This is a genomic window from Thalassotalea profundi, from assembly GCF_014653195.1.
Taxonomy (GTDB): domain Bacteria; phylum Pseudomonadota; class Gammaproteobacteria; order Enterobacterales; family Alteromonadaceae; genus Thalassotalea_B; species Thalassotalea_B profundi.
Window position 1 is genome coordinate 98,329 of the sequence record NZ_BNAH01000003.1, and the last position, 16,771, is coordinate 115,099.

Consider the following 16,771-nt stretch of genomic DNA (forward strand, 5'->3'; position numbering starts at 1 on the left):
AAAGTAACTGAACGTCTAATTATTCATCATTTGTGGTGTATTGACTAAACCTTTTAATAAAATTAACGCCGTCTATAAGTAGCGGGAAATCAGGTTTTACGGTAATAGGAGACTGTAGTTGTCTCGAGTAACTTTGAAAATTACTATTTTGATCAATAAATACTGACTTATCTTTATTAAACACCATAACACCTTCATCAATCGTATTCGCTATTATCCGATCACTTGATAATGAAGTGATATCGTTACCATTTATTGTTGAACTGACATCTAATTCACAATTCACCCAGTTTTTAAGTAATGTTGGTGAAACATCAAATTGGCTGGTTAAATAATTAATGTTTTTCGACTTCATTTCAGGATTGATAAAAAGAGCTGGCTTAATTGCAAAACGGTTGATAGGTAACTGATTGCCGATAGAGCTAATCCAAATAATATCGTCACTGTTATTTACTTTTTGAGAAAGTAATAAAGCATCAATAAACAACTCAAATTGAAAACGGTCTTTTTGTTTAAAATAATAAACATGCAACCCTGTATTATGATCATTAAACGATTTATTACTTAAAAAAGTAGAGATGTCGGTATGAATTTCATTTTCTTTAAATAACCCATTAAACCAATTAGGCAGTTGAGCAGGTGTATTTTTGTCTTCAATTACATGTAGGTAACTATTGAACTGTTGAGCTTCTACTGCTTGAAACAACAATGGCAGCTGTTTTGTGTTAACTATTTGATTTTTATATATAGTTGGTAAGCCGTAAACCATATTAAATAATGCATCATGCGGTAACGCGTTATCAATATGGTGCGCTAAAATAGCTTTGCTTTTTCGTGAGCGTTGGCTAAATTGTGCAATTTGTTGTTCAGTTAACATCTCTTCATTCAATACGATATAAACAGAACGTTCCTTATTTTGCATCTGACACTGTTGTGTCATTTCAGGGTATTTAGGTGCTAATTTTGTAAAGGTTAATGGACTATTTTTACGTTCAAAGTAATCTTCTCTGTCAAATAAATCATATTTAGTGAGCAAGGTTTTTGCTGTAGCAGGGTATGACAAAGGTAAAACAGTGTCCTGCCTTAAAATATCATATTCTAAATTTGCATCTGCCCAAATATGAGTGATATGACTAAAAAAGAACCCTAAAACTAAAACAAAGATAAAAAACTTAGCAAATACTGTATTTTGTAAATCTCGCAAATGTTTCCAAGCATAATTACTAACTAAAAGCTCAATACTCAGAAGTGCCATAGTTGTTATCAGTGCAACGAACCAAAACAACCGTGAATTATCACTAATTAAGTTACTGATTAATTCGATAATTTGCGCACTAGAAGATGCGTTTAAATGATAACCAAGCTGATTATAAACATAAGCATCTAATAATAAAAATACTAAGCCTGTCGTAAATAGAACACTTGATATACCACGTATGACTTGAGTTTTTGGATAAATTAGGGTGATCGGGAATATAATTAGCATGAAACCAACAAAGGTTAAAAAGCCCATATGACTGATCCAAGTAAAAAATAAATATAATTTACCTAACGTTGTTTCAGGCAGTGGCTCTGCAATTAAATAAGCTAATGATAAAATGATAGCAACGACGATATTGAAAAAGGTAAACCAATGCCCCCAACTAATCAGGTGTAACAGTCGTTTGCTATAGGAGGTTGAGCTAAAAGATACCATTGCTAATTATAATTCTCTATTGTTATACATGATATTAAAAGATATTAGTTATTGTTTTTATTATTTTATTCTATTTTATAGATTGTTTTAATGCATTAGTAAAGTTGTTTACTATTGTTTCACGCTGAGCTTTTGGCACTTCATTATTAAGAATATCGGTAATAGTATTTCCGAGACACATTAACGCTAAATCAGGCGTTACTTTTTCCTCTACTAGAACATTTAATAGCTCTTGGATAATTTTTTCTACACGTTCATTGGAATACTTCGATACAATAGGCATAAATTTACTTTAATAGGTGGTTTAATAAAAACGCAAGTTTACCAAAAGCCATCGCAAGATAATACTGACCATTACCTATGAGCTTAATAATTTCTAATATTGCACTACATTTTTTATCACAAAAAACTGAAACCGGTGAAGTTGAATTAAGATTTGGCCCTGAATCAATTGCTATTACTCCTAAAATTGAAGATTTTACAAATGGGTTACACTTACTTTATAACAGCAAAGGAAGTAAGGGCTATGGACGTTTTACTGAACAAGAGGAGCCGAGTGAAACCCCACGTTTTGTGGACATTATGGAAAACTATTTAAATGAACAGCTTTCTTTTAATGATTTCTCACAACAAGCAGCTAAAGGGTTGGCAAGTGAATTAACTAAGTATGATCTTGGTGAAACAGGCTATTTGGTTCTGACCCATTATGAATATATGGGAGGACGTTATCTTTTAGTGGCAATTATTCCTGTGTCAGAACATTATTCAGTTGATCAAGAGTTAAATATTTCAGCTGCAAAACATTTAGACTTAAGTAAATTACAATTAGCAGTTCGCCTTGACTTGTTTGATTATCAAAACAACCCTCAAAGCAACCGCTACGTTTCATTTATAAAAGGAAGAGCAGGAAGAAAAGTATCAGACTTTTTCTTAGATTTTTTAGGTTGCGAAGAAGGTTTAAACTCTAAAGCTCAAACACAAGTGTTAGTACAAGCAGTAGAAGACTTTGTTGCAGTAAATCAATTTGATGCACAAGAAAAACAACATACGCGGAAAGAACTGTTAAATTACTGTAAAGAACAAAAAGAATCAGCACAGGAGGTTTCTTTAAAAGAGGTAGGGAATGTTGTATCAAGTGATCAAGACAAAGACTTTTATCAATTTTGCCAAGACCAAGCTTACCCAATTGAAGAGCAATTTCCACATGACCAAGCTGTTGTTAATAAAGTGACGAAATATTCAGGTTATGGTAATGGTATCAGTATAAGTTTCGAACGCAGTCACTTTGGTCAAGATATTGTATATAATAAAGCAAATGATAGTTTAACAATTTATAAAGTACCACCAAATTTAAAGGATCAATTGTTAGCGCTACTTGAATCAAATGAACAAGATAACACTGAATATTAATTAATAACTATATACGGCAAATAAGTAAGGTTTTTCAATGACAACAATTTCCATAATTCGTCCAGACGACTGGCATGTGCATTTAAGAGATGGTGAAGGTCTCACCACTACAGTTAACGATATCAGCCGTTATTTTGGTCGGGTAGTCGTAATGCCTAATTTAGTTCCCCCTGTTACCAATGCAGAACTTGCTCAGCAATACCACCAACGCATTATGGCAAATTCACCACCTGCTCACTTTAAACCTTTGATGGTGATTTATTTAACTGATAGCACAACAGTTGAAGATATAGAAAATGCTAAAGCATCAGGTGTTGTTTATGCGGCTAAATTATATCCAGCAGGAGCAACAACCAACTCATCTTCAGGTGTTACAAAAATAGAGAATATTTATCCTGTTCTCGAAGCAATGGCAAAAGTTGAAATGCCTTTATTAATTCATGGTGAAGTTACCACAAAAGAAATTGATATATTCGATCGAGAGCAAGTTTTCATTGAAACTATATTAGCGCCATTAGTTGAAAAATTCACAAACCTTAAAATTGTTTTAGAGCACATCACCACAAAACAAGCTGTAGATTTTGTAAGAAGCGCGGGGGATAACGTCGCTGCTACTATTACCGCTCATCACTTATTATATAATCGTAACGATATGCTAGTTGGCGGCATTCGACCTCACTATTTTTGTTTACCTATTTTGAAACGTAACATTCATCAACAAGCGCTAATCGAAGCAGCAACAAGTGGTAATAGTAAGTTCTTTTTAGGAACTGATTCTGCTCCACACCCGCAACATGCTAAAGAATCCGCTTGTGGTTGCGCTGGCTCCTATACTGCTCATGCTGCTATAGAATTATATGCAGAAGTGTTTGATAAGGAAGATGCCTTAGATCAGCTCGAAGCCTTTGCCAGTATAAATGGCCCAACTTTTTATCAATTACCGATAAATGTTGATAAAATCACATTAACTAAAAAATCTTGGCCAGTACCTGCAACTATGGCCTTTGGTAATGACAAAGTTGTGCCTGTAAGAGCAAATGAAACCATTGCTTGGCAAGTAGTATAAGGACAAATAATGCAACTTTTTGTAGATAATTTAACTGTTATAGATTTTTCTTATGTATGCCCAAAGCGCGGAATAGTTGGTGAAAGCTGGATTGTTGATGTTTTATTAAATGGCGATTTAAATGAACAAAGTATGGTGCTTGATTTTGGTATCGTCAAAAAACAAATCAAAGCCATAATTGATGAAGCTGTAGACCATAAATTACTGTTACCCATATTAAGTGACAGCGTAATTTCTTCGGCATCAGCGCATAGAGCAGGGCATGAGTACGTGGATATCACCTCTAAGGTAGGTAACTATTTTCTACATTCACCCGCATGTGCATTCACACATATTAATGCTCAAACAATTACTATTAATAGTGTGACTGAGCATCTTACTAAAATTATTTTCGACCAATTACCAAATAATGTTCAAGGACTAACAATAAAGTTACGCGCTGAAGCAATACCAAGTGATTATTATCATTATACGCATGGTTTAAAATTACATGATGGTAATTGCCAACGTATAGCTCATGGGCATAGATCAAAAATTAAATTATTTGAAAATGATAAGCGTTCTGAAACGCTAGAGCATTTTTGGTGTCAACGTTGGGAAGATATTTATATTGCAAGTGAGTCTGATCGTGTTGACCTAGCAACCGTTGAATTATCTCCTAATGCGATGAAAAACCTTGATAAGAACCATCAACTTTTTGCTTATCATGCACCGCAAGGGCGATTCGATATTGCAGTTCCTAGTAATAAATTAGAAGTTGTTGATTGTGATTCAACGGTAGAGCTTTTAGCAGATTATGTTGCTCGACAATTAAAGAAAGCAAAACCAGGTAATAATTATCGTGTGGTTGCTTACGAAGGAGTCGCCAAAGGAGCGATAGCAAATGTTTAAAAACAAACTAGCCATCCATGCGTTAATTCTAAGTTTAGCTAGTTCATTGGCAGCAAATAGTTATGCCGAAATAAAGCTTTCTGGTAGTTTTACTCAAGGTGGAATGATCATAGGTAAAACGTTACCGAGTAACACAGTACAACTTAACCAGCGTACGCTTAAAGTATCGGAAACTGGTGACTTTGTTTTTGGTTTTAGTTGGAACGATACGAATGATTATACGTTAACTATCACTGATGAAAATGGTGAGATAGAACAAAAGTCTTTTACTCCAACAGTGAGAGAATACAAAAAGAGTAATATCAAAGGTATTGCTAAGAAAATAATGAACCCAGATCCGGCTAATGTTGCCCGTTCTAAAGAAGATCGGAAAAAAACGGTAAAAGCTAGAACTCATAACAGTGATTTTACTTATTTTGCACAAGGATTTATTGCTCCAAGAGACACTAAAGTAACAGGCGTTTATGGTAGCCAACGCTTATTCAATGGCGTATTAAAAAGCACTCATTTTGGGGTTGATTATCGTGGACAAGTAGGTGCGCCAGTTAAAGCTCCTGCAAGTGGGGTAGTCACATTATGGGTACCTGACATGTTTTATTCAGGTGGTACATTAATCATAGATCATGGACATGGTGTTAACTCTACATTTTTGCATTTAAGTAAGTCTTATGTAAACCTTGGTGATAAAGTAGAAAAACATGACAAAATTGCTGAAGTTGGGGCTAGTGGAAGAGCGACTGGTCCACATTTAGATTGGCGCGTTAACTGGTTTGACGTACGTTTAGACCCAGAGTTAGTTATGCAAACAACCCCATTTAATTAAACTTTCACAAAGTAAGGAAATATTTTAGTGAAAAAAATTATTACTAGCTTTTGTTTATTATTAACACTTCATCCATTAACTGCTCTGTCTGATACTAATAAAGAGTTAGCTGTTGGTTGGGAGTTATGGTATCCGTATCAATATCGGAATGAGCAACAAAAGCTTGTGGGATTAGATCTTGATATTTTTAATGCCATTGTAGAAAAATTGAATTTATCTGTAAATTACACCGAACTTCCTTGGAAAAGGCACCTTAATTATATAAAAACAGGTGAAATGGATATTGCCATGGGAGCATCCTATACCAAAGAACGTCGAGACTATGCCTTATATTCAATACCTTATCGCCTTGAAACAGTAAAATTGTTTGTTAAAAAGAATAATAACACAAACAAAAAAATTGAGCTTAATCACTTAAAAGACTTGGCTGAAAGTGACTATATGATAGGAGTAGAAGGAGGCTATTATTATGGAGAAGAATACCAACAGCTAATTAAAACAACAGAATTTCGAGCACATATTACTGAAGTTATTGATTTAGAACAAAATATTGAATTGTTAATGAAAGGGCACATAGATGGTGTTTTAGTCGATCCATTTACAATGCAAGCCTTTATAAAAAAATACAAAATGTATAATGAATTCGAGCAACATTCGCTAAATATCTATGCCGATAACATTCATATTATGGTCAGTAAAAAATCACAACATAGAAACTTAATACCTCAAATTAATAAGGCAATACGTTCATTAAAAGCTGATGGTACACTCGATAAAATTCTTACCGAGTGGAATAATATTGTTAAGTCGAATAACACTGGACTTGCTCAAAACTAATTTTATATATATTTTTAACGGAAAACACTAGCTTAAAACGGTTAATGCTAATCCTACAATATATTCGTTAGCGCAATACCTAAACCATAGCGTGTTTGTTTATAATTATAATCAATTAAACTCTCTCCGTAGCCACTAAAAATTGTAGCAAACCCCCTTAAATTCCCCCATAACGGAAAGGTAAAGCCTAATTGAGCAGCACCTTTATTTTTATCAAAATTTTGCCTTGTCATCAGGCTTAACTCAAAATTATCCCATTTATGAGCCATTGCTAATTCAAAGTGCCCCATATAATCACTTATGTCAGGATTATCATCGCCACTAGGGTCTAAAGGATATTTTTTCTCATCTTCGGATAATCGTATCCAAGGTTTAAAGGATAAAGCGAAGTTGTTTTTCTCAAATAAGAATCCACCGTATACACGATTCCAACTTCTCGAAAACTCATTTGAACGACCATTAGATTGATGTTCAACACCCAAAATAAAGCCTGTATTTCCTTCAAAAGGATGCCAATTAAATGGGGCTATATAAAAAAGCTCTGGTTGATAATTGGTTTCTCTAAAGGGTTTAGATATATTTTTAGCGTAAATCTGCCACCAAGCTTGTAATGTAAAGCCAAGGTATAAACCGTCGCCCTCAATAAATAAGTTATGTTGGTTTAACGGCACTTTTAAACTAATTTGAAAAAATGTTTCTAAATCGGATAAGTTTTCTTGATAGCTTTCAATAGAGCTAAATACATTTTTATTAATCGCATTTGTTGTATAGGCAGGTAAAATATAATTGAGTTTATGAGGAGTAATAACATAAGGCTTAAATTTTGTTTGTTTCTCGTTAAGTATGCGGCGAGAAATTACGCCAAGCTTTATATCTTTTTTATTAGCAACACTAATTTTCTCTATTTCTTCTTTAAAGAGTAAATCTTTACTACACATAGTCCGTAATTGAGTTAAAGTTAAATCGCCATCAGCATTATTAAACTTTTCCATCACACATTCTTCCAGTGCCTTTTGATCAGCACTGACAATTGTTGAAGTTAAAGACAGCGATGTTGCCAGCATTAATTGTGGAACTAACCGTGTAATATTAAATAAGCCCATGTAAAATATCTTAATTAAATGTTGAGTAATGATTAATTTGGTAAATTATACGCTAATTACTCAGTTAAAATGTAGAAGGTATAACAAAGTTTTCAAAATAAATACCTTATGAACACATTTACCTAGAATGCAAAGGACTAAAATTAATGAGTGAAGTACGTGCACAATTAAGAGAATTTTTACTGGCATGGTTTGAACTGCATATGCCAGGAAGTGTTTTTTTATGGTACGACACGGTAGTGATAGCTTGGATAGCTTTAGTTGCTATCGTCTTACATTTTATTTTAAGACGTGTAGCAACAAAGTTTTTAAAAGAAAATTTCTTCGAACAGCGTAATATTAAATTTAGCCAAGCAACGGCTGATTTAATATTTAAACTTGTAAAACGTTTATCTTTTGTTTTACAAGGTGCGATCGTTATTATTCAATCGAAACTATGGATTGCTGAAGGCACCATCTTTTTGCACTTGGTTGAAGTAATTATCAATCAATGGATCATTCTCTTTTCATTACTCTCTTTATTTACACTATTAGATATATTTCAAACCATATCAGATAAACGCACTAAACAAGGCCATTTCCCTTTAAGAGGCTTATTACAAACAATAAAACTAATCGCAAGTGTATTAACAACGATCTTAGCCGTTTCATTGTTAATGGATAAATCTCCACTAATATTACTGAGTGGTTTAGGCGCTTTATCTGCGGTTATGTTATTAGTATTTAAAGATCCTATTTTAGGGCTTGTGGCAGGTATTCAATTGTCAGCTAATAACATGCTAGCCGTTGGCGATTGGCTTGAAATGCCAAAGTATGGTGCAGACGGTGATGTAGTCGATATTGCTTTAACCACAGTAAAAGTTAGAAACTGGGATAAAACAATTACAACAATACCAACTTATGCACTCATCTCTGATTCCTTTAAAAACTGGCGCGGAATGTCTGAGTCTGGCGGTAGAAGAATAAAAAGGAGCATTTACCTTGAAATGAGTAGTGTTGGCTTTTTAAATAAAGAACAAATTGAAGAACTTAGCAAAGCTGATTTATTGCATGACTATTTGTCAAGTAAAGTTGTTGATATTGAAAGAGAAAATTCAACAAAGAAAAGCAATATGGCGGTTAAGTTAAATGGTCGCCGGTTAACTAATGTGGGCACATTTAGACATTATTTAATTGCATTATTGAAGCAACATCCACGCATTCATCAAGGAATGACATTAATGGTTAGACAATTAGAACCAACCAATATGGGATTACCAATGCAAATATATGCCTTTACGAACACCACTAATTGGGGAGAATATGAAGAAATACAATCCGATATTTTTGATCATATTCTTGCTGTATTACCCGAGTTTTCACTCAGAACGCACGAATCACCAACAGGTAATGATGTACGTTTACTTGTGAATAAATAAAACTTAAGTGGCATAAGTTGTGACTAAAAGGGTGTTGATTAACCTCTCTAATCAACACTCATACATAGAAAAAGCCTTAATTTACTTTCCGTTTTCGTCCACTTGCTGCTCTTTGTTTGTTCTCACTCTGTACGTAAACTGTATCTGTGGTAGCCATACTTGCATGACCTAAATCTTCAGATACATCTTTAAGAGGGCGGCCGCGTTCAATTTCCATACTTGCACCAGTATGCCTAAGCCAGTGAGTAGAGGCTTCTTTGAGTTTTAAAGCCTTATTTTTACCTTCTGTCATACTCATTTTTTCAAAAGCTAGATCAAATACTTGTTGTACTAAGCGCCTTAAATGTCTTGATGTCATACCGCCTTGACCTCTAATTTTTTCAATCAACACTGTATTTTCACTACTTAAAGGTAAACCAGAAAGCCCTCGGGAATAGCGATAACGCTCTAAAAAGGGTAAAAAATCAGGAGGGACTGTTATATCTCTTAATTTACGTCCTTTACCGAAAACTTTTAGCCACCAATTTTCATCCTCATCTTGCCAAAAATGTCCCATAACAGGCGACCAATTTGTGCGTTCAGATAATTCAGATATACGTAAGAATAAGGTTTTAAGGGCTGCAATAATAAATAAACTACGTTCAAAAATTGGATCTTCATCAGCCATTTTAACTGCGGTATCTAATACGTATTGCCATTGACTAGCAGTTAAGCGTTTAACTTCTTTAACTTGAGCATCTGCAATAAAGTGACGACAATCTTTTTTAGCAATAGAAGCAGGATTACCTAAACAAAATTCTTCAGACATTAAATAATTATAAAACACACCAATAGCTGTAAACATAGCCGTTAATGTTTGTTGTGATGGTCGATATTTTTTCTTATCAATAATTGTTTGGTTTTTCTGGCTTTTAGGTACTTGAATTTTGTAAGGAAACCAAAATTCATTCGCTGAAGAATAACCATTGGCTAATTTGAAACGTTCTTGATTAGATGTACCAATCCAAGTGATTGGTGGTTGCCAGCAAAAATCCGCATACTCTAAAATGTCAGTTTTACGTAATTGATCAATGGGTTGTTGTTTAATTAAAAATGACCATAGAAGAAAACGTTCAATTTCATTTCTAAAGCGATCATAAGTATGAACAGATTTATTTCTACCTGTGTATTCAAGAAATAACTTTCCCCAATGAAAACATTCAAGCCACCAGGGTGAATTGTCAGCAAACAATGTTTTAAGCTCTGGATAATCTTCAAAATCAAATTCAAGTAGATCAATATATGATGGATATAAAGGAAAAGGTTTATTTGATGACATTTTTCATTAATAGCATAAAGTTAAGCAATAACGCATTATAAAACACCTAAAATACTAAGTCCAATACTAAACAGTATTGGACTTAGTAAGGTATCTTAAATAATAGTGTGTTCTCATATGCAATGTTAAACACCATTACATAAATTTTCTTTATTTGCCTTAGCTTTTTTAGATTTGTCTGTCATTGCCAATAAAATAGCCTCATTACATCGTTTTTCTTTTATAGGTATTTTTCTACTATGATCACCTGATGAAATAAACATTCGCTTTTTATACGCTTCTTGTTTTTTTAGATCAGTTAATTGTTTTTGAATTTTTATGTTTTCGTTTTTAAGTTGTATTTGTCTTTGATATTCAACATTTTTTCTAGATGCTTCTTCACTTATATACCCAAGAAACCAAAATATAGTTCCAAACTTAACAAACCAATACAGTGTAAAAGCAAAAAATAGAGATAAAATGACAATTAAAATATTTTTGATAGAAAATTCCATGTAAAAACCTAAATATTAATAATCTACGATACTATTAAGTATGTGTTTATCAATTAATTTAATAAAATTCAATATGTAAAGTTACATATTCACTAAGTAACTTCTTCTCTTTTCATTATTTACCTATGTAACTATACACCAGTATTAACTTTTCATGCCGAATAGCTTATATTTCCTTTATGTAAGTAAATATATCTAGTGAATAATGAGCGCTGTTAATAATACTAAAGCTTCAACATCTGTAGGTCGTGTAAGAAAGAAAAACCAATCGTTAATACTAAAAGCGGCTAGCCAAGACTTTTTAGCCTATGGTTTTAAAGGGGCATCAATTAAAAGTATTGCGGAACGCGCCGGTATACCTCGGGCAAATGTACATTATTATTATAAAAATAAAGAAGCTATTTACACCGATATATTATCTGAAATTGTCGAGTTATGGGATTCGTCAATTTTAACTTCAAATAACGAACCTGCTAAGGTACTTGGTGATTACATCTACGCTAAGGTAATGTATTCACATACAAATCCTGAAGCGTCTCGTATATTCGCTAGTGAATTTATTCATGGAGCCCCTCGATTACAATCTTATCTAAACACTCATTTTAAAAAGTGGATAGATGACGTTAAAGGCACTATTCAGGGGTGGATCGACCAAGGAAAAATGGATGATATAGACCCCCTGTTTTTACTTTTTACTATTTGGGGTTCTACCCAACATTATGCCGATTTTGAACCGCAAGTCACCGCGGCTATGGGTAAAGATACATTAACTGATGCCGACTTTGAAAACATCGCCAAGACGCTAACATATATAATTTTAAAGGGCTGTGGTATCAAGTAATAAGATACCACTTTTGAAATTTTGAACATTTATAGTGGTTAGTTTATTAATAAATGCCCTGCTTTTAGTTATTTCTCAAATTTGACTAATGACTTAAAAAGATAAACTTAGCGATAAACAATACTGTTAATGCCCAAACACCTGTCGATATTTCTTGAGTTTTATTCGTGCCTACCTTTAATACTGTATAAGTAATAAAGCCAAAAGCAATTCCGTTAGCGATGGAAAAAGTAAATGCCATCATAACGGTAGTGCATACGGCCGGTGCATATTCAGTTAAGTCATCCCAATTTAACCCTTTTAATGAACTCATCATTAACATTGCCACATAAATTAGCGCACCATTAACGGCAAAGCCTGGAAGCATTTTTGCAAGTGGTAAAAAGAAAACGCCCACAATAAATAGCATGCCTATAGTTACAGCAGTTAACCCTGTTCTCCCCCCTACAGAAACACCTGCGGCAGACTCTACGTAAGACGTTACCGGTGGACAACCAAAAGCTGTACCAATAACAGAAGATAATGAATCGGCTTTTAACGATTTACTTAAGCCACGAATTTTCCCATCTTTATCTTGAAGATTAGCACGCTCAGCTACTCCCATTAAAGTACCGGCAGTATCGAAAATGTTAACGAATAGAAACGTTACAATAACTGGAATTAATGCGACTTGAAAAGCACCTATTATATCGGCTTTAAATAAAATAGGCTCAAGATCAGAAAAGTTTGGCACCGCTAACAGACCATTGTAACTAACAAAGCCCGTTGCCGGTGCAAAAGACTTAGCACTTTCAGCTACCACAAAAAATTCTGTTGGAAGCACCCAAGTCATAGCAAAGGCAAGTAACGTGGTAATACCGATACCAATAATTACCGCACCAAAAACTTTTCTATAACTTAAAATTGAGATTAGTAAAAAACTTAAAAAGCCCAATGCGGGCGCTTCAGCACCATAATTTCCAAAACCAAAATGCGTTAAGTCGGCAATAGCAACCACGTTATCCGGATCAGGCACAACAATTCCCGTAAAACGGAGCCCTAGAAACCCTAAAAAAAGTCCTACACCAGCGGTTATGGCAAGCCTTAAACTTAAAGGAATACTATCTAACATCCACTCACGCATTTTTGTAACGCTCATGAATACAAACAAAACCCCAGAAAGAAAAACAGTACCTAATGCTATTTGCCAACTATATCCCATAGAACCTACAACTGAGAAAGTAAAAAAAGCATTAAGCCCCATTCCTGGAGCCAGTCCAACCGGCCAATTAGCGTAAAGCCCCATTAAAATAGTGGCAATGGCTGCGCCAAGACAAGTAGCTAAGAATAAACCATCAAATGGCATCCCTGTATTAGACATAATAATAGGATTTAAAAACATAATATATGACATGGTAACGAAGGTAGTGAACCCTGCCATAATTTCAGTTTTAAGGTTTGTTCTGTGTTCAGAAAGCTTAAATAAACGCTCTAATAAGCCTACACTTTCACCCTTGTTTTTATTATTTATAGTGCCTTGTTCCATAAGTTCAGCTCTCTTATTGACTGTGGAGATTTTAATTAAACTCGTTTATTGACTTATTGCTTGTTTGAATGCTTTTATGAATGCATCATAATCTTCAAATTGTGGTACATGCCCTAATCCATCAAGTTCTATTAACGTAGAGCCTTTTATCAGTTTTTGAGTATCAATTCCAAGTTGTTTAAAATTGCCTAACTGCCGAGTTTCCCCTTCTTTTAACCAACCTTTACCAGGACCTGTTTTATCTCTCGTACCAATTATAAGTACCGTCTCATTTTTAATTTGTGATAAACGATCAACAATGTTTTCAGAGAAAATGGGGCCATAAGTTAAAGCATTATTCCAAGCAACTCTTTGCCAATCATCACCAGCAAGCATTCCTTTTAACGGAATTAAAAGTTTTTCATATTCATCAGACCATTGGCCATCATAATAATTTTTCTTCTGATAGTTTCTTGCTTTATCAAGTGTTTTATTGAGCTCATTGTTATAAAAAAAGTTAATATCTTTATATTCTGTATATCTACCGTAATATTCTAGGCCAATGGGGTTAATTAAAATTAATTTATTAACAATTTTAGAGTAATTAACCGTGAAAGTTGTTGCTAACATTCCCCCCATAGAGTGCCCTACAATATCAGCCTTTTCTATGCCTAAGTGATCTAATAATAATTTAGTATTGAGTGCGAGTTGTCCGAAACTGTACTGGTAATAATCAGGTTTTGATGATTTACCAAACCCAATTTGATCCGGAATAATCACCCTATAACTGTTTTTTAATAAATAGTTAGCAACTCGTTCCCAGTAATAGCCAGAAAAGTTTTTACCATGCAATAACACTATGGTCTTTTCTGAACTGGTATCACCAACATCCATATAACGCATTTTTAAAGTTCTATTTTGAGAGCTAAGTTCAAATGTTTTTACGTCAAACGGATAAGCGAATCCATCTAGCTCTTGATTATATTTAATTGAACTGTTGGCAAAAACTTGGAAGGTAAAAACGAAAGAAAACAAAAAAACAAAATAATTCTTCATGCTATAAACACTTAATAAATAATTGGAATAATTAATATAGCATCCATTAGTTTATTTTTATATTTATAACATGGTTTCTCTTTATTCATATCCGAACATAGCTATTTTAAATAAGTTTTACAGGCCTTTTACTACAATAACTATCAAATAACCTAAAGCTAGACTAAGCTAATTATGTGTGGTTGTTTTATATACAGCTGATTTTTGGTTGTATTCATACTTGCTTAAACTAATAGCCTACCTTGATAATAAATACAATATGTGGGCTCGGATGCATAAACATATGAATAAAAAAAATAAAGATTCAACCAATCTCTCCGTTGCAAAACAACAAGCTGAATCCGCAAAATTTGCATTAGACCAACACTCACTTGTATCAATCACTGATTTAGAAGGCATTATTGTCTATGTAAATGACAAATTTATTGATATTAGTGGTTATCATGAAAGTGAACTTTTAGGTAAAAAGCATAATGTTTTAAATTCTAATAATCAGCCTAAGTCCTATTGGAAAAAAATGCATCAAACTATACTCTCCGGTAAAGTTTGGCATGATGAAGTGCGTAATAGAGCAAAAAATGGCCATTATTATTGGGTAGACACCACAATAGTGCCTAATTTTGATAGTGATAAAAAGGTAATTGGCTTTACATCGATTCGAACTGATATAACCCAGCAAAAAGACAATATAGCTAAACTTGCATTAGCCAAAGAGCAAGCTGAAGTGGCTAATATATCTAAAGCCGACTTTTTAGCAAACATGAGTCATGAAATACGTACCCCAATGAATGGCGTAATAGGCATGATCAATTTGTTAATTGAGCATGAACTCAACGCTGAACAGCTAAAAATCGCTAATATTATAAAATCCTCCGCTGTTGGTTTACTAACAATAATTAATGACATTTTAGATTTTTCAAAAGTAGATGCAGGTAAATTAACACTCGAATTCACGCCTTTTGATCTAGGAAAAATGTTAGAAGAACTTGGTGCAACAATGGGTTTCCTAGCACAAGATAAACATTTAGAGCTTATCTGTCCTGCCTACCCAGTGATTGATCAATGGATTACAGGAGACTCAGGGCGAATAAGGCAAATATTGACCAATCTAATCGGTAATGCGATTAAGTTTACTGATACTGGACACATCGCAATATATGTTAAACAGATAGAAGAAACTGCTGATAAAAAAGTTTTTCATTTTGAAGTTATTGATACGGGTATCGGCATTGAACAATCAAAGCAGAGTCAATTATTTGAACAGTTTTCACAATCGGATAACTCCACAACAAGAAAATATGGGGGAACTGGATTAGGGCTATCAATTAGTAAGAAAATTGTTGAGCTAATGGGAGGAACTATTGGTATAGAACAAACACTTTTAAAAGGTTCGACTTTTTGGTTTACTTTACCTTTTTCAAAATCAGAAATATTAAATAAAGTAACAACAATTCCCGATGAATTAAAAAAAGAAAAAGTAATTTTTGTTGATACTAATAAGCACAATCATAATTTTATGGAAAAATTACACCAGATTTGGGGGATAAAATATAAATCGGCAGACTCAATAGAGTCAGCATTAAATCAATTAAAAATAGCTTCAGATATAAATGAACCAATCACAATCGCTATCATAGATAATAGCCTGCTTGAAACTAAGCAGATGAATAACAAAAAACAGTTAAATTATAGTCAATTGGAACAAATTAATTTAATAATCTCATCATCTCAAAATCGGCGATTTGACGATAATAAAACTAAAGAGTTAGGTGTCAAAGGACAAATTACAAAACCTTTTAAACATTTAGAAATATTAAATGAGCTAATAAAGGTGTCTGGAATTAAAACACGACAAGCGTCACAAACACTAAATGCTCTTCCTATTAAAAAACAACAATTTAACGCACATATTTTAGTAACCGAAGATAATAGGGTTAATCAACTGGTGATCAGAGGGTTGCTTATTGGCTTAGGCATTACTGTTGACCTTGCATGTAATGGAAAAGAAGCCATAAGTGCATTAGGAAACGGCAATACTTATGATTTGATTTTTATGGATTGTCAAATGCCGGTATTAGACGGCTATGAAGCAACAAAACAAATTAGATTAAAAACATTTGATAACAATAACACTAAGCTGCCAATAATAGCTATTACCGCTAATGCAATGATTGGCGATAGGAAAAAATGTTTAGACTCTGGTATGAATGATTATTTAACAAAGCCTTTAGATCCACAAAAAGTTATTGATATATTAAAAAAATGGTTACCTAACAAGTGCTTTATTTAATAAATTGATTTGACATGTGCCGTT

The 16,771-nt window shown here is 33.5% G+C and carries 15 protein-coding genes; 8 read left to right on the plus strand and 7 right to left on the minus strand.

Annotated features, from left to right (window positions below; translation table 11 throughout):
- Positions 1 to 19 precede the first annotated feature (19 nt).
- The gene (locus IE155_RS04460; RefSeq protein WP_189376905.1) at positions 20 to 1,696 is read right to left on the minus strand and encodes a DUF3413 domain-containing protein; all 1,677 of its coding nucleotides are present in this window, start codon (positions 1,694 to 1,696) and stop codon (positions 20 to 22) included.
- Between the two features lie 70 nt (positions 1,697 to 1,766).
- A complete protein-coding gene (locus IE155_RS04465; protein ID WP_189376906.1) occupies positions 1,767 to 1,979 on the minus strand; it encodes a YejL family protein in 213 nt (70 codons plus the stop codon).
- A gap of 77 nt (positions 1,980 to 2,056) precedes the next feature.
- Between IE155_RS04465 and yejK the strand changes: the two genes are divergently transcribed.
- The 5 genes from yejK to IE155_RS04490 are packed head-to-tail and all read left to right on the plus strand — an operon-like array spanning position 2,057 to position 6,723.
- Positions 2,057 to 3,106, plus strand: a complete 1,050-nt coding sequence (gene yejK, locus IE155_RS04470; RefSeq protein ID WP_189376907.1) for a nucleoid-associated protein YejK — start codon at positions 2,057 to 2,059, stop codon at positions 3,104 to 3,106.
- A 37-nt stretch (positions 3,107 to 3,143) separates the two neighbouring features.
- Positions 3,144 to 4,172, plus strand: a complete 1,029-nt coding sequence (gene pyrC, locus IE155_RS04475; protein WP_189376908.1) for a dihydroorotase — start codon at positions 3,144 to 3,146, stop codon at positions 4,170 to 4,172.
- Between the two features lie 9 nt (positions 4,173 to 4,181).
- Positions 4,182 to 5,063: a 6-carboxytetrahydropterin synthase gene (locus IE155_RS04480; protein WP_189376909.1), complete on the plus strand. Its 882-nt coding sequence runs from the start codon at positions 4,182 to 4,184 to the stop codon at positions 5,061 to 5,063.
- Positions 5,056 to 5,886 (plus strand): M23 family metallopeptidase, encoded by an 831-nt coding sequence (locus IE155_RS04485; RefSeq protein WP_189376910.1) that lies wholly within the window; start codon positions 5,056 to 5,058, stop codon positions 5,884 to 5,886. The genes IE155_RS04480 and IE155_RS04485 overlap by 8 nt, the downstream gene beginning before the upstream one ends.
- Before the next feature lie 27 nt (positions 5,887 to 5,913).
- The gene (locus IE155_RS04490) at positions 5,914 to 6,723 is read left to right on the plus strand and encodes a substrate-binding periplasmic protein (RefSeq protein ID WP_189376911.1); all 810 of its coding nucleotides are present in this window, start codon (positions 5,914 to 5,916) and stop codon (positions 6,721 to 6,723) included.
- Positions 6,724 to 6,776: 53 nt separating this feature from the next.
- Here IE155_RS04490 and IE155_RS04495 read toward each other — a convergent pair whose 3' ends face one another.
- The gene (locus IE155_RS04495; protein ID WP_229817029.1) at positions 6,777 to 7,826 is read right to left on the minus strand and encodes a phospholipase A; all 1,050 of its coding nucleotides are present in this window, start codon (positions 7,824 to 7,826) and stop codon (positions 6,777 to 6,779) included.
- A gap of 146 nt (positions 7,827 to 7,972) precedes the next feature.
- Here IE155_RS04495 and IE155_RS04500 point away from each other — a divergent pair, with 146 nt between their 5' ends.
- Complete coding sequence (locus IE155_RS04500; RefSeq protein ID WP_189376912.1) at positions 7,973 to 9,244, plus strand: mechanosensitive ion channel family protein; 1,272 nt, start codon at positions 7,973 to 7,975, stop codon at positions 9,242 to 9,244.
- A gap of 76 nt (positions 9,245 to 9,320) precedes the next feature.
- On the opposite strand, the gene IE155_RS04505 is transcribed toward IE155_RS04500, so the two are convergent.
- A complete protein-coding gene (locus IE155_RS04505; protein WP_189376913.1) occupies positions 9,321 to 10,562 on the minus strand; it encodes a tyrosine-type recombinase/integrase in 1,242 nt (413 codons plus the stop codon).
- Positions 10,563 to 10,687: 125 nt separating this feature from the next.
- The gene (locus tag IE155_RS04510) at positions 10,688 to 11,056 is read right to left on the minus strand and encodes a hypothetical protein (RefSeq protein ID WP_189376914.1); all 369 of its coding nucleotides are present in this window, start codon (positions 11,054 to 11,056) and stop codon (positions 10,688 to 10,690) included.
- Positions 11,057 to 11,261: 205 nt separating this feature from the next.
- On the opposite strand from IE155_RS04510, the gene IE155_RS04515 reads away from it, so the two are divergent.
- On the plus strand, positions 11,262 to 11,897 hold the full coding sequence (locus IE155_RS04515) for a TetR/AcrR family transcriptional regulator (RefSeq protein WP_189376915.1): 636 nt from the start codon (positions 11,262 to 11,264) through the stop codon (positions 11,895 to 11,897).
- An 85-nt stretch (positions 11,898 to 11,982) separates the two neighbouring features.
- Here the strand turns inward: IE155_RS04515 and IE155_RS04520 are convergent, their stop codons facing one another.
- Together IE155_RS04520 and IE155_RS04525 are read right to left on the minus strand one after the other, a co-directional pair.
- Positions 11,983 to 13,422: an NCS2 family permease gene (locus tag IE155_RS04520; RefSeq protein WP_189376916.1), complete on the minus strand. Its 1,440-nt coding sequence runs from the start codon at positions 13,420 to 13,422 to the stop codon at positions 11,983 to 11,985.
- Between the two features lie 45 nt (positions 13,423 to 13,467).
- The gene (locus IE155_RS04525) at positions 13,468 to 14,457 is read right to left on the minus strand and encodes an alpha/beta fold hydrolase (RefSeq protein WP_189376917.1); all 990 of its coding nucleotides are present in this window, start codon (positions 14,455 to 14,457) and stop codon (positions 13,468 to 13,470) included.
- A 283-nt stretch (positions 14,458 to 14,740) separates the two neighbouring features.
- On the opposite strand from IE155_RS04525, the gene IE155_RS04530 reads away from it, so the two are divergent.
- Positions 14,741 to 16,747 carry a PAS domain-containing hybrid sensor histidine kinase/response regulator gene (locus IE155_RS04530; protein WP_189376918.1) on the plus strand — a complete coding sequence of 669 codons (2,007 nt, stop codon included), beginning with the start codon at positions 14,741 to 14,743 and terminating at the stop codon, positions 16,745 to 16,747.
- Positions 16,748 to 16,771 lie beyond the last annotated feature (24 nt).